This is a genomic window from Roseomonas haemaphysalidis (assembly GCF_017355405.1).
In the GTDB taxonomy this organism is placed as follows: Bacteria; Pseudomonadota; Alphaproteobacteria; order Acetobacterales; family Acetobacteraceae; genus Pseudoroseomonas; species Pseudoroseomonas haemaphysalidis.
On the sequence record NZ_CP061177.1, the window covers coordinates 1,007,617 to 1,025,168 of the forward strand.

Sequence of the window (17,552 nt, forward strand, 5' to 3'; positions counted from 1 at the left end):
GCCGTGCCGGACAGCAACGTGGAGCTGCGCCAGGTGGGGGCCACACCGGACGTGGCGGTGGTGCGCTATTTCGCGCCGACCGACCAGGGGGCGGCGATGCAGCTGGCCAGCCGTCTGGGTGGCGGCTGGGCGGTGCAGGACTTCACGCATTACTCGCCACGGCCCAGCGCGGGGACGCTGGAGGTATGGCTGCCGCGCTCGCTGGCGGGGGGATAGAAGGTCGGGGGGGCATTCCCCCGAACCGCCGTCTTCGTTCCGTTTTCACGCCCGCCGCCGGATGGCTTCCGCCCCAGCCCAGCGGGGCGTTTCCGTCAGCCGCGCAGATCCACCCAGTACGTGCCCTGCATCGGCACCGCCGCGAAGCGGGTGTTCAGCGTGTCCAGGCTGCTGCGCGGGTCGATGCCTCCGGCGCGGTCCGGGTGCAGCCAGCGCAGCAGCGCCTCGATCGCGATCACATGCGATGGGTTGTCGTTGCAGCCGTGCCAAAGCGCGTGGGCATGGCCGTCGCGGATGGCGGTCAGCGCGCCCAGGCGGTCGCGGGCGATGACCTCGGCGAGGCTGGCGCGCGCCGCGTCCTCCGCGATGCCGGCGCCCAGCAGAACGCCGCCACGGCCGTTGTAGGAGCCGCCGGTGGCCACGTAGACCGCCGGGTCCTCCGTCAGCAGGTATTCCAGCGTCAGCGGCCCCACGGCGCCGGGCAGCACGTCGGCGCCGATGTTGTGGCCGCCGGCGGCGCGGATGAGGTCGTTGAAGGTGCCCTGGCCGGGGGAGTTGCAGCAGGCGGTGCCGCCGGCATGGGCGTGCATCATCAGCTTCGGCAGGGTGGCAAGCCCGGCCACGTGGTCGCGCACCCGGGACAGCGCTTCGGCATAAAAGGCCGTGAAGGCGGCCGCCTGCTCCGCGCGCCCCAGCAGGGTGCCCAGGATGCGCAGGCTGGGAAGGGTGTCGCGCAGGGGGCTGGCAAAGAAATCCACCACAGCATAGGGCAGGCCGGCGGCGTCCAGGCTGCGCAGCACGGCGCCGCCGCTGGCGGTGGCGCTGGCGCGGCTGAGCAGCACCAGGTCGGCGTCCAGCGCCAGCATGCGCTCCACCGTGCCTGGCTCCGGCACCGTGCCCTGGCCCAGCAGCGGCACGGCGTCGAGCGCCGGAAAGCGGGCGCGCCACACGGCGTATTCGGCCACCGCGCCGCTGCGCATGTCGCCCGACCAGCCGGCCAGCAGGGACGCCGGGTCGGGGTGCAGCAGGTTCAGCACCGCCAGCAGGCGGCCGGGCAGGCAGACCACGCGGCGCGCCGGGCGGGGCAGCGCCACGTCGCGGCCCAGCAGGTCCCGCGCCGCGACGGGCGTGGCCTGGGTGCGCGCCAGGGAGGGCATGGTCAGGGAGGGCAGGGCCAGCGCGGCGGTGGCCAGCAGTGCCCGGCGCGCGGTCACCACTTCAGGCGCAGCCCGGCCAGCACCACGCGGCGGTTGCCGAAGTAGCAGGCATCCGTCGAGGAACAGGAGGACACGTAGTTCTTGTCGAACAGGTTGCTGACGTTCAGCGTCACCTCGGCTCCCTTCAGGTCCTCGCGCAGCGCGCCGAGGTCGTAGCGGACCGCCGCGTCATACAGCGTGAAGGCCGGGACGCGGAAGCTGTTGGTGTCGTTGCCCTGCGTCGCGCCGACATAGCGGATGCCGGCGCCGAGCCCGAGGCCGGACAGCGGGCCGTCACGGAAGCGGTAGTCGGCCCAGGCGCTGCCCGAATGCTCCGGCACCTGCGGCACCCGCTTGCCGGTGACGCCGGCCACGGTGCTGCTGGTCACCTCGGCATCGGTGTAGGCATAGGCGGCGATCAGGCTGAGGTTATCCGACAAGCTGGCGCGCCCTTCCAGCTCGAAGCCGCGCGAGCGGATCTCGCCGGTCTGGATGCTGAAGGCGGTCGCCGCCGGGTCGGGCGTCAGCACGTCCTGCTGGGTGATGTGGAACAGCGCCGCCTGGATGTAGCTGTTGGAGCCGTTGGGCTGGAACTTCAGCCCGGCCTCGTATTGCTCGCCGGTGGTGGGGTCGAAGGGATTGCCGCCGCGGGCGGGGGAGGTGGTGCCGGCATTGGGCAGAAAGGAGGTGGAATAGCTGGCATAGGGCGCCAGCCCGTTGTCGAACAGGTACAGCGCGCCGGCGCGCCAGGTGAAGGCGCTGTCCTCCTGGCTGGCGTTGCGGCCGGTGGCGCGGGTGTTGGTTTCGCTGCTGGCGAAGTCCTGCCGCAGGCCCAGCGTCAGCCGCAGCTTGCCCAGCGCGACCTGGTCCTGCGCGTAGAAGCCGAGCTGATCCTGGATCTGCCCGGTGGTGGCCAGCGCCGGCTCGGCGAAGTTCTGGAAATACACCGGCGCGAAGATGTCGAGCGACGAGACGCCCGCCGTGCCGTTGCCCAGCCGCCGCTTGGCCGAGCTGCGCGCCCAGTCCACGCCCAGCAGCAGCGTGTGGTCCAGCCCGCCGGTGGAGAAGCTGGCCTGCGCCTGGTTGTCCAGCGCCAGGGTGTCCGCGTGCTCGATGGCATGCACGATGCTGCGGCTCAGCGTGCGCTGGTTGGCCATCAGCGCGCGGCCGGAAACCGCCTGGAACTCGGCGTCGATGTGCTGGTAGCGGAAGTTCTGCCGCACGGTCCAGGTGTCGTCGAAGCGGTGCTCGAACTGGTAGCCGATGGAGGCCTGCCGGCGCTGGAACAGGTTGTAGTTGGGGTCGCCGCTGAAGAAGCTGCTGGGCAGCCGCCCGAAGCGGTTGGGCAGCACGGTGCCGACGGCGGGGGCGAAGTTGTAGAAGCCGCCCTCGGGCTCGTACTGGTAGTTGCCCAGCACCGTCAGCGTCGTGTCGTCCGACGGCTTCCAGGTCAGCGCGGGCGCGACCGCGATGCGCTGCTCCTCGTTGTAGTCGTACTGCGTCTGGGCAATGCGGCCGATGCCGGTCAGGCGGTACAGGAAGGTGCCGTCCTCCGTCACCGGCCCGCCGAAGTCGAAGGCGGTTTGCAGCAGCCCGTCCGTGCCCGCTTCCAGCCGGATCTCATGCACCGGCACCGCGGTCGGCCGGCGGCTGACCAGGTTGACGATGCCGCCCGAGCCGGTTTGCCCGTACAGCACCGAGGCCGGGCCGCGCAGCACCTCGATCCGCTCCAGCAGCCAGGGGTCCACATTGGGCACGGCATAGGAGATGCCGCGCTGCTGCCGCAGCCCGTCCAGGAAGTTCACATAGGCCGCGCCCGCCCCCTGGCCGCCGAAGCCGCGCACGAAGACGCTGTCGTAGCGCCCGGTGGGCCGCACCTCCGGCAAGACGCCCGCCGTGTAGCGCAGCGCCTGCGACACGGTGGTGGCGGCCTGGTCGTCGATCTGGTCGCGCGTCACGACGCCCACCGACTGCGGCGTCTCGATCAGCGGCGTGTCGGTCTTGGTGCCGGTGGTGGTGACGGGGGCGACGTAGCCTTCCACCGGCTCCCAGGCCCGCCAGGCGGTGGCCTGCACGTTGATCTGGGGCAGCAGCAACGGCGTCCCGGCCTCCTGCGCCCGGGCGGCGGCACCGCCCAGCACCAGACCTGTCAGCGCCGTCGTCGCCAGCGCCATGCCCCGCCGGAACGCCGGCCCCCTGCTGCGAAGAGTCACTGCTGACCACCCCCGGTCCTGATCTGAGAATGCGAATGGTTTGCAACATTGCGCGGGGGTTGCATAGGGGGGAGTGCTTGGGGGGGGGGCGGGCAGGCCGGGGGCGCTGCCCCCGGGTTCCGCCATTCGCCGCGCGTGGCAGGGGCCGGCTCCACGCCGCCGGCCCCGGGAAATCCTGTGCCCCGCCCCGCCGGGCGGGCGCCATCAGTGCCGTCCGGGCCGTCCTGATACCCGGGGCCCGGGGTGGCTCAGCCACCCCGGCGGAAAAGTTCAGAGAAGGCGGAGCCCGCTTCGGCCAACGCCTATTCCGCCGCCGCCGCCCGCAGCAGCCCCCACTCGCCCACCAGCGCTTCCAGCTTGCGCGCGCTGTCCGGCGCCAGCGGCCAGGCGGCGGGCGGGCGGGCGTGGCCGACGTCGCAGCCGGTCAGCGTCAGCGCCGCCTTGACCACGGACACGTTGGTGCCGTTCATCTCCTCCGCCCGTAGCGCCTCGAAGGTCTCGATGCCGGCGATGATGCCGTTGGCGGTGGCATAGTCGCCACGCGCCAGCGCATCGCGGATGGCGACCGAGCGCTCCGGCAGGAGGTTGATCAGCCCGGAGGTGAAGCCCTTGGCGCCCACGGCGGTCATCGGTGGCGCCCAGGGCTCGGCCAGCCCGCACACGAAGTTGATGCCGGGGCCGACGCGGTGGATCGCCTTGGCCAGGGTCATGACGTTGGGCGTGGCCCACTTCACGCCGGACACGCCCGGGATGCGGCACAGCTGCTCGATGGCCGGCAGGCCGATGGCGTCGTTGCGCAGGTACAGCACCACCGGCAGCCCGGCGGCGTCGGCCACGCGCTTGACGTATTCGATCACGCCGCGCGGCGCCATGAAGGGGTCGGGCGGCTGGTGCACCATGATGGCGTCGGCGCCGTCCGCCTTGGCGCGGGACGCGAGATGCACGGCATCCTGCACGCTGCGGCCGACGCCCGCGATGGTGACGCTCCGCCCGGCGATCAGCCCGGGAACCTCGGCCTGCATGCGCTCGGCCTCGGCCAGGGTCAGGCTGTAGAACTCGCTGGTGTTGCCGTTGATGGTCAGCCCGTCGACGCCGGCCCCGGCGCAACGGTCGATGATCGGCCGCAGCCGCTCGGGCCGCGGCTGGTCGGCGGCGTCCAGCGGCGTGACCAGGATGCCGGAAATGCCGGACAGCGCGGCGGAAACGCGATCGGGGGTGGTGGTCATGACAGCTCCTCCTCACGGGCGGGGGCGTTCTGCCTTCTTGCCGACGGCACGCCCGGAAAACTGCTATAGCAGTTATCGGGACACGGGGGAAAGCAAGCTCCGGCGAAAAGATACGCCCGCGGCTCCCACCCTGGCCCAGGCGCTGCCGGCGGCCGCCATCGCCCGCCTTGCCGATGCTGCAGCGAACGTCAGCCGGGGAACCCGGGGGAATGCCTGCCCCCGGGCCTCGTCACCCCACCACGCCGAGATGCCGCAGCAACAGCGCGTCCACCGCCTCCGGTGCCTCGAACTGCACCCAATGGCCGGCGCGCGGCACCACGTGGAACCCGGCGTCCGGGTGGCTGGCGCGCAACAGCGCCTCGCGCCGGGCCATGAAGGGAAAGGCGATGGCGTCGCGCTCGCCGAAGATCATGGTCACTGGCGCGCGGATGCCGGGAAGGGCATCGCGCAGCGCGCCGGCGGGCACCAGGTTGCGGCTGTGCAGCCGGGCGTGGTCGCTGTTCCAGTTCTGGATGCGCAGGGCCAGCGGGTCGATCCGCGCCGGGTCGGCCAGCATCAGCATGGCCAGGTTGCTGCGGTGCGCGGCCTGCCGCTCCGCACCCTGCTTGGCGCGCACGCCCGACAGCCGGAACGGGATGGCGGGCAGGCCGAGCCCCCCGGCGCCGACCAGCGCCACGCTGCGCAGCCGGCCAGCCGGCGCGGCGGCGGCGATGCGCCCGGCATTGATGGCGCCGAAGGAAAACCCCGCGAGGTCGAAGGGCGTGCCGGGCCGCAGCAGCGAGGCAAAGGAATCCGCCACCAGCGCGGCATAGCCCGGCAGGTCGGTGCCGGCGGGCGGCAGGGCGGATTCGCCCAGGCCCGGCAGGTCCGGCACCAGCAGGCGGCGGTGGCTGGACAGCGCCTCCACGTTGCGCGCCCAATGGCGCCAGGAGCCCGAGCCGCCGTGCAGCAGCAGCAGGGGGGGCGCGGCCGGGTCGCCCCACTCGTGCCACACCATGCTGCCCTCGCCGCAGGGCGTTTCGTGCCGCCGGGCTGCGGCCTCCAGGTCGTCGAGGGTCATGGAACGGCACTCCAGGCGGCGGCGATGCGCGCGGCCTGGGCGCGGATCTCGGGGGCGGCGGTGATTTCCCACAGGGCGCCGCGGGTCAGCGGGCCCAGCACGTGCAGGCCGGGCACCGGCCGGCCAGCGGCATCCAGCAGCAGCCCGTCCGCCCCCGCCACCGTCAGCCCGAGCCCGGAAGGGTCCAGCCCGGCCAGACCGTCGCGCAGCAGGGCGGGCACCGGCGCGGCCTTGCGCCAGCCGGCGGCGTCGGGGCCCATGCACAGCACGATGCGCCCGGCGGACACCCGTTGCTCGCCGCCGCCGCGCAGCCGCAGCATGGCGGTGGCGGTGCGGCCGCCAGGGTCGGCGTGCCAGGACGCCAGGCGTCCGGCGAGGGGGGTGAAGTGCCCGGCGGCGTGCTCGGCGGCCAGCGTGGCCGCGACGGCGGGGGCCAGGCGGTGGCGGTGCAGGTTCCAGGCGCTGCGGCCGTGGCGCAGGAAGCTGGCGCGCTGCGCCGGGGTCCAGTCCGCCCAGATGCGCTGCAGCTGCGGCCGGGCACCGTCGGCCACCGCCTGCCAGGGCTGGCCGGCGGCGGCGGCCGCGCGTGCCGCCCGGCGCAGGCGGCGGCTCAGCGCGGCGGGGCCTTCGCCCGGCGGCAGCTCCACCGGCCAGGGCGCCGGCGGCGGGCCGGACACGTGCGGCAGCGGCGGCCAGCCGTGCCGGGACAGCCCGACCACCGGCCCGCGGTGCCCCCGGCCGCGCAGCGACAGCAGCAGGTCCACCATGGTCAGCCCCATGCCGACCAGCAGCACCGTGCTGTCGGGGTCGATGTCGCGCAGCGCCCCGGGCGACCAGGGGTCGGGCTCCAGCAGGGGCGGGCCGTCCGCCGCGGCACCCGGCGCCACGGCGAAGCCGCCCACCGCCAGCGCCACGCGGCGCGCCGGCCATTGCCGCGCGCCGTCGCGCAGCAGAAAGCCCGTATCCACGCGTTCCACCGCCTCCACCCGCGCCGCCACGACCTCCACCGCCGCGGCGGCCAGCCGCTCGCGCAGATAGGTGCCGTAGGTGCGGCGGGGCGCGAAAACCGGCCCGCCATCGGCGGGGGCGGCGGGGGCGTCCGGCCGCGCGGCCAGCCATTCGGCGAAGTCGGCCGGGCGGTCGGGGTCCAGGCTCATGCCGCCGGCGGGCACGTTCAGCAGGTGGTGCGGGTCTTCGGTGCCATAGGCCAGGCCGGGGCCCGGCTCGCCCGGCTCCAGCAGCAGGATGCGGGCGCCCGGCGGCAGCGTGGCGCGCAGCCGCGCCGCCAGGGCGGTGCCGGCGAAACCACCGCCGACGATGGCCGCGTCATAGCCGTCCATGCACGCCAACTCCGCCTTGTCGGTTCATCGCCGGGCCGGCGGGTCGCGCGTCAGCCCGCGCTCGGCCAGCGCGGCCTCGTAGGCGGCCCAGCGGGCCGCCCGCTCCTCGCCCAGCTGGCGCAGCAGCGCCCAGCTGTAGATGCCACTGTCGTGCAGGTCGTCGAACACCAGCCGCACCGCGTAATGGCCCACCGGCTCCAGCCGCAGGATGCCCACGTGCCGCCGCCCGGCTACCCACTTGCGCTGGCCCGGGCCGTGGCCCTGCACCTCGGCGGACGGGCTTTCCACCCGCAGGTACTCGGCCGGCAGGGCAAAGGCCGCGCCGTCGTCGAAGCGCACCTCCAGCAGGCGCTCGGCCTGCCGCAGGCGGATCTCGGTGGGGGTGGCCATCAGGCCGGCGGCGCCTCAGGCGTCGAGGCGGCGAGCTTCGTCCGGCAGCATGATCGGGATGCCGTCGCGGATCGGATAAGCCAGGCCGGCCTTTTCGCTGATCAGCTCGCCGCGCTGGCGGTCATAAACCAGCGGGCCCTTGGTCAGCGGGCAGACCAGGATCTCCAGCAGCCGGGGATCGACGGGGCCGCCGGCGGGCGAGGTCGAATCAGGGGTGTCGTTCGGGGTGCTCATGTTCCCGGACTCCTGCGCCATGGCGGGCAGCGCGTCAACCGAGAGGCCGGGTCAGGGCTATTGCAGGGGCCGCCCCACATCCCCGCCCAGGGCCGGCACCGCGTCGATCCGCAGCATCGCTGTCAGCAGCTCCGCGCGGCGGCGGGTGTCGGGCGCGGTGAGCAGCGCCTGCTTCTCGCTGTCGTCGAAGGGGCAGATCATGCACAGCGTGGTCAGCAACTCGCTGAGCGGGATGCGTTCCACCGCCTCGCGGTCGGCCTCGATCTGCTTGGCCCGGAAATACGGCCACAGCGCGTCCAGCAGCGCGTCCCGGTCCACCTCGTCGGCGTCGCGCCGCTCGTCGATGGCGAAATAGGGCGTGATGTCGGCCTGCACCCGGCGGTAGCCGGCCGTGTCGTCCGGCAATTCCCGCAGCACGTCGAAGCGCCACAAGCCGAGCAGGGTGATCAGGTACCGCCCGTCGCCCGTTTCAGCGAAGGAGGCGATGCGCCCCAGGCAGCCGGTGCGGTAGATGCCGGAACGGCCGCCGGGCCTGGGCAGCGCCGGATCGGGCAGCACCATGCCCATGACGCGGCCGGAGCCGAGCGCGTGCTCGACCATCGCCTTGTAGCGCGGCTCGAAGATGTTCAGCGGCAGGCGGCCGCCCGGCAGCAGCAGGGCGCCGGACAGCGGAAAGATGGCGAAGCGTTCGGGGAGCGCGGCGCTTTCGGTCATCGGCACGGCTCCGGAAGGCGGGCGCGCCGGGCGCGCCCGCGCGGTGTCAGCGGAACAACAGGGTGGACAGGCCGCGGCGGGCCTTGACGGACGCCGGGTCCATCGGGCCCCAGGCCTCAAAGAACTTCAGCAGCTGCTTGCGCGCCGCCTCGTCGTTCCAGGCGCGGTCGCGGCGGATGGCTTCCAGCAGGGCGTCGGCGGCGGGGCCGCGCTGCTCGGTCGCGTTCAAGGCGATGGCGAGGTCGATGCGCGCCTGGTGGTCGTCCGGGTCAGCGGCCAGGCGCTGCTCGAACTCGGCCAGGTGGTCCCGCGCGCGGCGGCCCTCGGCGGCCAGCTCCAGCGCGGCGCGCACGCCGCTGATCTCGGCATGCTGGCGCAGCTTCTCGGGCACGCTGTCCAGCACGGCCAGCGCCTGGTCCTCCTCGCCCAGCGCCATCAGGGCGCGGGCCAGGCCGGCAAAGGCCTCCGGGTTTTCCGGCTCCTGCTGGGCCAGGGCCGCGAAGATCTCCAGCGCGGTCTGGTGGTCGCCGCCCTCGGCCGCGGCCTTGGCCTCGGCCAGCAGGTCGGCGCCGGGCAGCTGGCCGCCGGCGGCCTTGAGCAGCGTCTCGATGAACTTCTTGATCTCGGATTCCGGCAGCGCGCCCTGGAACAGGTCGGCGATCTGCCCCTGCCAGAAGGCCACCACGGTGGGCACCGACTGCAGCGGCAGGCCCATCTGCGACAGCTGCTGCACCAGGGCACGGTTCTGGTCGATGTCGATCTTGACCAGCCGCACGCGGCCCTGCGCCGCCGTCACCGCGCGTTCCAGCGCCGGCGTCAGCTGCTTGCAGGGGCCGCACCAGGTGGCCCAGAAGTCCACCAGCACCGGCACTTCGCGGCTGGCGGCCACGACGTCCTGCATGAAGGACTTCTGGTCGCTGTCCTTGATGATCTCGGCGGCGGCGGCGGTCGGGGGAGTGAGGGTCGCGTCCATGGTCGGGAACTCGGCTTCCAGCTGCATTCTCCCGGCATAGATGCGTGGTCGCCGGGCGGACGCAAGCCCGGGGGAGCCGCAGGCTTCCGCCGCACGCCCGCCGCCCCTAGGCTCTGCGCCCCACAAACAGGGGCTTCACATGAGCATCAGCAGCGTCCGCGCCCATCTCGCCGCCGCCGCGCCGGACCTGGAGATCCACGAAACCGAGGCCCGCACCGCGACCGTGGCCGAGGCCGCGGCGGTGCATGGCGTGGCGCCCGGGCAAATCGCCAAGACGCTGTCCCTGCGGGTGGGGGAGCGGGTGGTGCTGGTGGTGGCGCGCGGCGACGTGCGGCTGGACAACCGCAAGGCCCGCGCCGCCTTCGCCGCCAAGCCGCGCATGCTGGACGCGGCGGAGGTGGTGGCGCTGACCGGCCACCCGGTGGGCGGCGTTTGCCCGTTCGGCCTGCTCACGCCGTTGCCGGTATATTGCGACGTGTCGCTGCGGGCCTTCGAGGCGGTGTGGCCGGCGGCGGGCTCGGTCAACAGCGCGCTGTGCATCGCGCCCGCGCGGCTGGCGGCGCTGGCGGGCGCCGAATGGGTGGACGTGTGCCAGCCGCCGGCGGCGGAAGCCGCCTGATCCGGCGGCGCGCGGATATTTGCGGCCGGCCGCAAAACGGGGGTTGCGTGGGCCGGGCGCGCATGGCAAATGCCCGCCCACGCCGAACGGAGCGCGGGCGTAGCTCAGGGGTAGAGCACAACCTTGCCAAGGTTGGGGTCGAGGGTTCGAATCCCTTCGCCCGCTCCAGTTTCCTTCCAGGAACGACGGTTTTGCAAAAGGCTCGCGCAAGCGGGCCTTTCTTGCGTCTGGCCTGTTCCCGCCCCGACACATCCGGCGGCGGTTGGAAGAAGAAGCCTGAGGCGTGCCTGTTGCGTGGCTTTACACCCACCGCATGCGCAGGCGCGCATGGCGCCGCAACCCGTTGATTTTACCATGCGTTGTTGCAAGGCATGCAACTTGCAGGTGTCCTGAACTGCGCCTCACAACCGGCAGAACGACCGGACCGGCGTCCAAGAACAGGAGACCATCCATGCATTCTCGTTTCTCCGGCGGCCGCACCGTCTTCGCCCTGGCCTTGACCGCGACGCTGTCGCTTTCGGCCCTGCCCGCAGCCGCCGACAGCATCCTGTTCGTCGGCAACAGCTTCACCTATGGCGAGCCGGCCGGTGGCTCCCCCAGCATCCAGAATTACAACGCGAACAGCGTGACGGACCTGAACGGCCTGGGCATCGGCGGCGTGCCGGCCTTGTTCAAGGCCTTCACGGAGCAGGCCGGGCTGAACTACACGGTCAGCCTGGAAACGGCGCCGGGCCAGGGCCTGGACTATCACTACACCAACAAGCTCGCCCTGCTGGACAAGCCCTGGGACCACGTGGTGCTGCAAAGCTACAGCACGCTGGACGCCAGCAATCCCGGCAACCCGGCCAAGCTGATCCAGTACGCCGGCCTGTTCGCCAACCTGCTGACCGCGCAGAACCCCAATGTCGACATCAACCTGACCGCCACCTGGTCGCGCGCCGACCTGACCTACAGGACCCAGAGCCCCTGGCTGGGCAAGCCGATCGACGCCATGCAGGCGGATGTGCAGCAGGGCTACGAGCAGGCCAAGGCGAGCAACGCCAGCATCAACCGCGTGCTGGAAGTGGGCGGCGCCTGGAACGACGCGATCCAGAGCGGGCTGGCCGACGCCGACCCCTATGACGGCGTCAGCACCGGGCTGAACCTGTGGGCGCCGGACAACTACCACGCCAGCGTCTTCGGCTATTACCTGGAAGCCCTGGTGGTGTTCGGCAACGTCACCGGCGTGGACCCGCTGAGCCTCGGCGCCAACGAGCGGGTGGCGCGAGATTACGGCTTCACGGCGGAGCAGACGCTGGCGCTGCAGCGGGTGGCGCATGGCCGCGTGTCGGTGCCGGAGCCGTCCAGCCTGCTGCTGATGGGCACGGCGCTGGCCGGCCTGGGCTGGGTGCGCCGCCGCCGCGGCGCGGCCGCCGCGCGCGCCTGAGCCCCGTGCTGGCCGCGGCCTGCCGCTTGCGGTAGTCTGCGCGGCCGCACGGCACAGGGAGCGCGGCCATGAGCGACAGCTACATGCGCGAACAGGCGGAGGCGCTGGCGCAGCACCTCCGGCTGAACGACGGCAAGTCCGGCTATGTGGAAGCGACGGCGGACGGCTTTCAGGTCTATGTGCGCCGCAAATGGACCGGCAAGCCGCTGGCCAGCTGGGATGGCCTGCCGATCGAGTGGCACGAGAACGTCGGCACCAACAAGGCCGCCAATCGCTGAGGCCAGCCCCGGGTCATCGCCCCGGGGCCGCCCGGCTGGCCGCACAGAAGTTGCGGCCAATGCCCTTGTCCGCCGTTCCCGTCGCCTGCCATCGGTGGACAAGCTCTCGCCCCCGGCTTAACGGAAAGGCGCCCGGCGTCGCGCCGCCGGGCTGCCCGGCGGGGAGCCGGGCGGAATGGAGGATCCCGTGATGCAGCCCCGTCCCCTGGACCAGGCGCGGCCATGCCGCGCCGCCTGCCCGGCATCGTCCGCGCCATGAACGGCCGTTCGCAAAAGGGCTTTCGCGGCAAGTCGCAGCGCAAGCAGGGCCGCGCCGCCGCGCCGCAGGCGGAGTTGGAGCGGCTGCGGGCCGAGCTGGCCGAGGCGCGCGCGCAGCTGCGGCGCGTGGAGCAGGAAGGGGCCGACGGCTTTCTGGCCAAGCGGCTGGCCGACCTGGAGGAAGGGCGCCAGGTGGCGCGCGGCCAGGCGGTGGAGGCCACCGTCGCCCGCGCCCGGGCCGAGGCGCAGCTGCAGGCGCTGCGCGACGCCATCGGCAAGGCGCCCGGCCTGTCCGGCTGGCTGCTGCGCCGCGCCCAGCGCCGGCTGGGCTGACCATCACGGCGTGAGGCGAATGCCGCCCGCCATGCTATAAGCGGGTTATCGAGGCCATCACGCCGCCCGGATGCACCGATAGGGCAGCCGGCGCGTTGACACCTCATCGCGGGCAGGACCCGGCGGCACGTGGCCGCCCGGCACCCGGACCAAGACCACAGCCTGCCGCCCTGGCGGCACGCACGACGCGCGGACCCCCCCCGGTCCGCGCGGGCCAACGCCTTTCGCCACCCGGCGGCGGGCGGCTTTCCTTTCCGTGCCCGGATGGGCACGGAGCCACCACAGGACGATCCAGTGAATCAGATCAAGGCGACCGCCGCGGCCCCGAGCCCGGAAGCCCTTGCCGAACTCGAGGATGAGGTGGCCTACCTCGCCAAGCGGCACCGCGTTTCGCCGGCCATCGTGCGTGAGATCATCCGCCGCGCGGGGTCGAGCGAGCGTGGCGCGGTGGAGCGTGAGATCAAGAAGGGCAAGGCCCGCCGCTGACGGCGGGCACCGGCCGCCCGTCCCGGCGGTGAACCGGGGGGCGGGCCGGCCGGGGCGTCAGCGCCGGCGGGCCTGGCGGGCGGCGTAGCGGGCGTCGCGCGCGGCCTTTTGCAGGGCCGGCAAGGCGGCGGCGTGCTTGGCGGCTTCCTCGGCGGCGGCAGCCTCCTCGGCGGCCTGGATGCGGCGGCGCTCGGCTTCCGCGGCCTTTTCGGCGGCCAGGCGCTCGGCCTCGGCTTCCTTGGCGGCACGGCGCTCGGCGTTGCGGGCATCCCGCGCCTCGGCGATCGCCATGCGCTCGGCCTGCTTGGCCAGCATCTCGGGATCATCCGCCTTGGGGCGGGCGCGAAAGCGCTCCAGCATCTGCTGCTTCGCCTTGGCTGCCGTGGTCAGCCGATCGGCGACGGTCGCTGTCTTGTTGGACATCATGCCCCATCCTAGCGCGAAACAGGGGTGGCGTCATAGTCCGCGCGTTGCCGCCCCGCCGCGCGGCTGCCCTGCACCAGGGCTTGAAGTCCGCCCTCCACCCTTCCAGATACCATCCACATGGATGGTGCAGGGATGGCGAACAGCATGGCCGGCAAAACAAGCCCGACCCGGGGCAAGCCCGCGGGCGACTCCGAGAAGATCACGATCAACCTCGGCCATGTGGACCTCGGCCACGTGGACCTGCTGGTGCAGGATGGCTTCTACGCCAACCGCACCGACTTCATCCGCACCGCCATCCGCAACCAGGTGGAACGCCATGCCGAGGCGACGCGCCGGTCCGTGGCCCGCCGCAGCCTCGACCTCGGCCTGCGCCACATCAGCCGGGCGGAACTGGAGGCGGCGCGCGATGCCAAGCAGCCGCTCGACATCCGCGTGCTCGGGCTTGCCAGCATCGCCGACGACGTGACGCCCGATCTGGCGCGCGCCGCCATCGCCCGCGTGTCCGTGCTGGGCACTTTGCAAGCCAGCGCCGCGGTGAAGGCCGCGCTGGCCGACCGCACCGGCTGACCGACCGCCGCCTCGCGTGCCCCGCCGCCGGCCCCGGACCCCCGGAGCGCCGAACCGCCGCCCTTGCCGTGAAAGCCCCGCCATGCCCCTGAACCCGTCCGCCATGACCGAGGCCACCCGCCTGACCCGCGAAGGCAAGCTGGCGGAAGCCACCGACCTGCTGCGAAGCGTGCTCGGCGGCACCGCTCCCCCGCCGCCCGCCCCGCCGCCACCCGCCCCGCCGCGCCCGGCCGCCGCGGGCCGGCCCGCGCCCCGCATCCTGGACGTCGACCCCGAAACCGGCGAGGTCGCCGCCCCGCCGTCCAGCCGGCTGCGTGGATTGCTGGACGGTTTGGCCGCCAAGCTGCCCGGCGGCCTGCCCGGCGCCGGGCGTTCCACCCCGCCGGAGCCCTTGCCGCCCGGCGCCCGCTTTCTGTCGCTGTCGCATGGCGGTGCCGCCGGCACGCGCGGCTACCGTTTGTACGTTCCCGCCCGCCCCGCCGCCGCACCCGCGCTGCTGGTCATGCTGCATGGCTGCACCCAGTCGCCGGAGGATTTCGCCGCCGGCACGCGCATGAACGCCCTGGCCGAGCAGCATGGCTTCCTGGTCGCCTATCCGGGCCAGACCCAGGCGGCCAACGCGCAGAAATGCTGGAACTGGTTCAATGCCGCCGACCAGAACCGCGACAGCGGCGAGCCGGCGCTGATCGCCGGCATCGCGCGCGACGTGCTGCGCGACTACGGCGCGGACCCGAAGCGCGTGTTCGTCGCCGGCCTGTCCGCCGGCGGTGCCGCGGCCGCCATCCTGGGGCAGCGCTATCCGGACCTGTTTTCCGGCGTGGGCGTGCATTCGGGCTTGGCCTGCGGCGCGGCGCGGGACATGCCCGGCGCTTTTGCCGCCATGCGGCAGGGCGCCGCCGGCCAGCCCGGCCGCCCGGTGCCCACCATCGTCTTTCATGCCGACCGCGACAGCACCGTCCACCCGCGCAACGCGGCCCAGGTGGCGGCCCAGGCCGCCGCCCCGGGCCTGCGCGCCACCACCACGCAGGGCCAGGTGCCCGGCGGCCATGCCTTCACCCGCACGGTGCACGCCGATGCCGCCGGCCGGGTGCTGCAGGAACAGTGGCTGGTGCATGGCGGCGGGCACGCCTGGGCGGGTGGCAGCAACGCGGGCTCGTATACCGATGCAAAGGGGCCTGACGCCTCGGCCGAGATGGTGCGGTTCTTTCTGGCGCTGTAAAACAGGCCGGGGGAAGGAATTCCCCAAGGCTTATCCTGCCAATTGCCGCTGCGCCAAGCGGTCAGTCGCCAGAGATCACCGACCTCCGGCGTACCCGGCGTTTCACAAGCTCCAGACAAAAAGAAATAAAAGAAGGGGCCCGGGGAATTGTTTCCCCGGCCTTTCCTGCTACCCCGACCGCGCCACGCGCCCTTCCAACGGATAGGCCGGGTCGGTGTAGCCGGGCGTGGAGGGGTGCCCGGCGGGCACCAGGCTGTCGACCAGGGCCTCGTCCTCGGCGGTGAAGCGGTAGTCCAGCGCAGCAAGGTAGTCGGTCCACTGCGCCTCGGTACGCGGCCCGGCAATGGGCGCGGTGATCAGGCGATTGTTCAGCACCCAGGCCACCGCGAATTGGCCGGGGGTGATGCCCCGTGCCTGCGCGTGGTCGCGCAGCGTGGTGGCGATGGACAGGCTTTCCGGGCGCCATTCGGATTCCATCATGCGCTTGTCGGCGCGGCCGGCGCGGCTGTCGGCGTCGGGCTGGGCGCCGGGGGCGTATTTGCCGGTCAGCACACCGCGCGCCAGCGGGCTGTAGGGCACGACGCCGAGGCCGAAGTAGCCGCAGGCGGGCAGGTGCTCGACCTCGGGCATGCGGTTCAGCGCGTTGTAATAGGGCTGGCTGACCACGGGGCGGTCGATGCCGGCCTCGTCGCACAGCCGGCAGATCTCGGCCACGCGCCAGGAGCGGTGGTTGGACACGCCGAAGTGGCGGATCTTGCCGGCCCGCACCAAGTCGGCCATGGCGCGCACCGTTTCCGCCAGCGGCGTCGCGTGGTCTTCCTTGTGCAGGTACAGGATATCGATGCCGTCGACGCCGAGCCGCCTCAGGCTGGCGTCCGCCGCCATCATGACATGGCGGCGGGACAGGCCGCGGTCGCCGGGCCCTGGGCCGGTGGGGTTGCCCAGCTTGGTGGCCAGCACCCAGTGGTCGCGCCGTGCGCGGATGGCGCGGCCGGTCACCTCCTCCGAACGGCCTTCGTTGTAGACGTCGGCGGTGTCGATGAAGTTGATGCCGTGGTCGCGCGCGTGGTCGATGATGCGGGCGGCGGTGGGCTCGTCGGTTTGACCGCCGAACATCATGGTGCCGAGGCAGAGCGGCGAAACCTTCAGGCCGCTGCGGCCGAGGTTGCGGTATTCCATGGGTGGCTTCCTTGCTGGGTAGGCGTGATGGGCGGCGCGGGCGGAATCAGGCCGCCACCACCTTCCACAGCTCGTAGGATGCGGTGCGGGCACCGCCGCCCTGGTGGTACTGCGCCATGTCCTGGATATGCGAGCTGGTGACGTAGATCGTGCCGTCCGGCCCTTCCGCCAGGCTGTCGGGCCAGCGCAGGCGGCTGTCGCGCACCACCAGCACCATGCTGCCATCCGGCTCGCGGCGCTTCAGCGCGTTGTCCTCGGGGCTGGTGACGTAGATGCGCCCTTCGGCATCCATCCACAACCCGTCGGCGACCCCGCTTTCCCCCACCGTCTCGATCGCGGCGGCGAGGTCGTCCTCGGGCAATGCGGCGTCGGTCAGCCGGGCGACCGGCAGGCGGAACAGCGTCTTACCCGTCAGCGCCTGCCAGTAGAGATACTGGCCGGCGTGGTCGAGCGCGATGCCGTCGGCGGAGAAGACCGTGGGGCGGCCATCGGTTTTGCGGAGTTCGTGGCCATCGGCGTGCACCACCACGGCGGGGTCGGGCTGGGTGCTGGGGTGGCCGTGCAGCACGCGGCGCGGCGTGCCGCTGGCCAGGTCCACCACCAGCAGCGCGCCGATCTGCCCGGAATCGGTGATAAAGGCATGGCGGCCGTCCGGGGTGACGCGCACGTCGTTCAGGTAGCTGCCCTGCGGCACGGTGTCGTCGCCGAAGTGGATGGCCTGCACCACCTGGTCGGTGGCCAAGTCCACCTTCAGCAGCTTGATGCCGCCGGGCTTGTTGAATTCGTTGCCGGGTGCCGCGGGGTCGAGGATCCACAGAAAACCCTGCGGGTCCACCGTCACGCTTTGCACGCACACGAAGGTCTGGTCGAGCGGCTGCGGCGCGATGTTGCGATACGCGTTCCATCCGGCGTCCGGATAAGGCTTCAGCGTGCCATCCGGCATCAGCTCGGCCACGGAAACCGCCACGTCCTTTTCCCAGCGGGGGAAGTTCACGAAGACGCGGCCATCGCGGGAGACGGCCACGCCGGTGACCTGCTGCTCGAAGCTGGCCACCGGCTCCAGGCGGAAGCCGGGCTGCAGCGCCGGCACATCGGGCGTGTTGGGGGCCTTGGGGGGCGGGGTGGAGGACATCGCGCGTTCCTTGCGTTCCGCCGCATAACGCCGGGCCGGCCGGGCGGGTTCGGCGCGCGGCGCGCCC

General features: G+C 72.7%; 20 protein-coding genes and 1 tRNA gene. 9 read left to right on the forward strand and 12 right to left on the reverse strand.

The window, feature by feature from the left end; genetic code table 11:
* The first annotated feature begins 3 nt into the window (after positions 1-3).
* Positions 4-216: a hypothetical protein gene (locus IAI59_RS04625; protein WP_207443841.1), complete on the forward strand. Its 213-nt coding sequence runs from the start codon at positions 4-6 to the stop codon at positions 214-216.
* Positions 217-311: 95 nt separating this feature from the next.
* Here IAI59_RS04625 and IAI59_RS04630 read toward each other — a convergent pair whose 3' ends face one another.
* From IAI59_RS04630 to IAI59_RS04670, 9 genes are all read right to left on the reverse strand, one after another.
* Positions 312-1,430, reverse strand: coding sequence for an ABC transporter substrate-binding protein (locus tag IAI59_RS04630; RefSeq protein ID WP_207419158.1), 1,119 nt, complete (start codon positions 1,428-1,430; stop codon positions 312-314).
* Positions 1,427-3,586 carry a TonB-dependent siderophore receptor gene (locus tag IAI59_RS04635; RefSeq protein WP_207419157.1) on the reverse strand — a complete coding sequence of 720 codons (2,160 nt, stop codon included), beginning with the start codon at positions 3,584-3,586 and terminating at the stop codon, positions 1,427-1,429. Before IAI59_RS04635 ends, IAI59_RS04630 begins: the two co-directional genes overlap by 4 nt.
* A gap of 341 nt (positions 3,587-3,927) precedes the next feature.
* Entirely contained in the window at positions 3,928-4,851 is a 924-nt protein-coding gene (locus tag IAI59_RS04640; RefSeq protein ID WP_207419156.1) for a dihydrodipicolinate synthase family protein, read from the reverse strand.
* Positions 4,852-5,080: 229 nt separating this feature from the next.
* Entirely contained in the window at positions 5,081-5,911 is an 831-nt protein-coding gene (locus IAI59_RS04645; RefSeq protein WP_207419155.1) for an alpha/beta fold hydrolase, read from the reverse strand.
* Positions 5,908-7,251, reverse strand: a complete 1,344-nt coding sequence (locus tag IAI59_RS04650) for an FAD/NAD(P)-binding protein (RefSeq protein WP_207419154.1) — start codon at positions 7,249-7,251, stop codon at positions 5,908-5,910. Before IAI59_RS04650 ends, IAI59_RS04645 begins: the two co-directional genes overlap by 4 nt.
* A gap of 24 nt (positions 7,252-7,275) precedes the next feature.
* The gene (locus IAI59_RS04655; protein ID WP_207419153.1) at positions 7,276-7,641 is read right to left on the reverse strand and encodes a gamma-butyrobetaine hydroxylase family protein; all 366 of its coding nucleotides are present in this window, start codon (positions 7,639-7,641) and stop codon (positions 7,276-7,278) included.
* Positions 7,642-7,656: 15 nt separating this feature from the next.
* Positions 7,657-7,875, reverse strand: a complete 219-nt coding sequence (locus tag IAI59_RS04660) for a Trm112 family protein (RefSeq protein ID WP_207419152.1) — start codon at positions 7,873-7,875, stop codon at positions 7,657-7,659.
* Positions 7,876-7,932: 57 nt separating this feature from the next.
* Positions 7,933-8,589: an LON peptidase substrate-binding domain-containing protein gene (locus IAI59_RS04665; RefSeq protein WP_207419151.1), complete on the reverse strand. Its 657-nt coding sequence runs from the start codon at positions 8,587-8,589 to the stop codon at positions 7,933-7,935.
* A 46-nt stretch (positions 8,590-8,635) separates the two neighbouring features.
* Positions 8,636-9,589, reverse strand: coding sequence for a tetratricopeptide repeat protein (locus IAI59_RS04670; RefSeq protein WP_408887626.1), 954 nt, complete (start codon positions 9,587-9,589; stop codon positions 8,636-8,638).
* A 112-nt stretch (positions 9,590-9,701) separates the two neighbouring features.
* Here IAI59_RS04670 and IAI59_RS04675 point away from each other — a divergent pair, with 112 nt between their 5' ends.
* From IAI59_RS04675 to IAI59_RS04700, 6 genes are all read left to right on the forward strand, one after another.
* Positions 9,702-10,181: a YbaK/EbsC family protein gene (locus tag IAI59_RS04675; RefSeq protein ID WP_207419150.1), complete on the forward strand. Its 480-nt coding sequence runs from the start codon at positions 9,702-9,704 to the stop codon at positions 10,179-10,181.
* A gap of 93 nt (positions 10,182-10,274) precedes the next feature.
* A tRNA-Gly gene (locus IAI59_RS04680) sits at positions 10,275-10,349 on the forward strand.
* Between the two features lie 283 nt (positions 10,350-10,632).
* Complete coding sequence (locus tag IAI59_RS04685; protein ID WP_237180928.1) at positions 10,633-11,607, forward strand: PEP-CTERM sorting domain-containing protein; 975 nt, start codon at positions 10,633-10,635, stop codon at positions 11,605-11,607.
* Positions 11,608-11,675: 68 nt separating this feature from the next.
* Complete coding sequence (locus IAI59_RS04690) at positions 11,676-11,885, forward strand: hypothetical protein (RefSeq protein WP_207419149.1); 210 nt, start codon at positions 11,676-11,678, stop codon at positions 11,883-11,885.
* A gap of 222 nt (positions 11,886-12,107) precedes the next feature.
* Positions 12,108-12,476, forward strand: a complete 369-nt coding sequence (locus IAI59_RS04695) for a hypothetical protein (protein WP_207419148.1) — start codon at positions 12,108-12,110, stop codon at positions 12,474-12,476.
* A gap of 294 nt (positions 12,477-12,770) precedes the next feature.
* Positions 12,771-12,962, forward strand: a complete 192-nt coding sequence (locus IAI59_RS04700; protein WP_207419147.1) for a DUF3606 domain-containing protein — start codon at positions 12,771-12,773, stop codon at positions 12,960-12,962.
* Positions 12,963-13,019: 57 nt separating this feature from the next.
* Here the strand turns inward: IAI59_RS04700 and IAI59_RS04705 are convergent, their stop codons facing one another.
* The gene (locus IAI59_RS04705) at positions 13,020-13,388 is read right to left on the reverse strand and encodes a DUF6481 family protein (RefSeq protein ID WP_237181196.1); all 369 of its coding nucleotides are present in this window, start codon (positions 13,386-13,388) and stop codon (positions 13,020-13,022) included.
* A gap of 144 nt (positions 13,389-13,532) precedes the next feature.
* Between IAI59_RS04705 and IAI59_RS04710 the strand changes: the two genes are divergently transcribed.
* Positions 13,533-13,955 carry a CopG family transcriptional regulator gene (locus IAI59_RS04710; protein ID WP_207419145.1) on the forward strand — a complete coding sequence of 141 codons (423 nt, stop codon included), beginning with the start codon at positions 13,533-13,535 and terminating at the stop codon, positions 13,953-13,955.
* A gap of 82 nt (positions 13,956-14,037) precedes the next feature.
* Positions 14,038-15,174, forward strand: coding sequence for an extracellular catalytic domain type 1 short-chain-length polyhydroxyalkanoate depolymerase (locus tag IAI59_RS04715; protein WP_207419144.1), 1,137 nt, complete (start codon positions 14,038-14,040; stop codon positions 15,172-15,174).
* Positions 15,175-15,342: 168 nt separating this feature from the next.
* Here the strand turns inward: IAI59_RS04715 and IAI59_RS04720 are convergent, their stop codons facing one another.
* Positions 15,343-16,353, reverse strand: a complete 1,011-nt coding sequence (locus IAI59_RS04720; RefSeq protein WP_207419143.1) for an aldo/keto reductase — start codon at positions 16,351-16,353, stop codon at positions 15,343-15,345.
* A 46-nt stretch (positions 16,354-16,399) separates the two neighbouring features.
* Positions 16,400-17,485: an SMP-30/gluconolactonase/LRE family protein gene (locus IAI59_RS04725; RefSeq protein ID WP_207419142.1), complete on the reverse strand. Its 1,086-nt coding sequence runs from the start codon at positions 17,483-17,485 to the stop codon at positions 16,400-16,402.
* Positions 17,486-17,552 lie beyond the last annotated feature (67 nt).

Coding starts and splice junctions, on each gene's coding strand:
- IAI59_RS04635 (WP_207419157.1), bottom strand. CDS start 3,586: ATGGCGCTGGCGACGACGGCGCTGACAGGTCTGGTGCTGGGCGGTGCC.
- IAI59_RS04640 (WP_207419156.1), bottom strand. CDS start 4,851: ATGACCACCACCCCCGATCGCGTTTCCGCCGCGCTGTCCGGCATTTCC.
- IAI59_RS04645 (WP_207419155.1), bottom strand. CDS start 5,911: ATGACCCTCGACGACCTGGAGGCCGCAGCCCGGCGGCACGAAACGCCC.
- IAI59_RS04650 (WP_207419154.1), bottom strand. CDS start 7,251: ATGGACGGCTATGACGCGGCCATCGTCGGCGGTGGTTTCGCCGGCACC.
- IAI59_RS04655 (WP_207419153.1), bottom strand. CDS start 7,641: ATGGCCACCCCCACCGAGATCCGCCTGCGGCAGGCCGAGCGCCTGCTG.
- IAI59_RS04660 (WP_207419152.1), bottom strand. CDS start 7,875: ATGAGCACCCCGAACGACACCCCTGATTCGACCTCGCCCGCCGGCGGC.
- IAI59_RS04665 (WP_207419151.1), bottom strand. CDS start 8,589: ATGACCGAAAGCGCCGCGCTCCCCGAACGCTTCGCCATCTTTCCGCTG.
- IAI59_RS04670 (WP_408887626.1), bottom strand. CDS start 9,589: ATGCAGCTGGAAGCCGAGTTCCCGACCATGGACGCGACCCTCACTCCC.
- IAI59_RS04675 (WP_207419150.1), top strand. CDS start 9,702: ATGAGCATCAGCAGCGTCCGCGCCCATCTCGCCGCCGCCGCGCCGGAC.
- IAI59_RS04685 (WP_237180928.1), top strand. CDS start 10,633: ATGCATTCTCGTTTCTCCGGCGGCCGCACCGTCTTCGCCCTGGCCTTG.
- IAI59_RS04690 (WP_207419149.1), top strand. CDS start 11,676: ATGAGCGACAGCTACATGCGCGAACAGGCGGAGGCGCTGGCGCAGCAC.
- IAI59_RS04695 (WP_207419148.1), top strand. CDS start 12,108: ATGCCGCGCCGCCTGCCCGGCATCGTCCGCGCCATGAACGGCCGTTCG.
- IAI59_RS04705 (WP_237181196.1), bottom strand. CDS start 13,388: ATGATGTCCAACAAGACAGCGACCGTCGCCGATCGGCTGACCACGGCA.
- IAI59_RS04710 (WP_207419145.1), top strand. CDS start 13,533: ATGGCCGGCAAAACAAGCCCGACCCGGGGCAAGCCCGCGGGCGACTCC.
- IAI59_RS04715 (WP_207419144.1), top strand. CDS start 14,038: ATGCCCCTGAACCCGTCCGCCATGACCGAGGCCACCCGCCTGACCCGC.
- IAI59_RS04720 (WP_207419143.1), bottom strand. CDS start 16,353: ATGGAATACCGCAACCTCGGCCGCAGCGGCCTGAAGGTTTCGCCGCTC.
- IAI59_RS04725 (WP_207419142.1), bottom strand. CDS start 17,485: ATGTCCTCCACCCCGCCCCCCAAGGCCCCCAACACGCCCGATGTGCCG.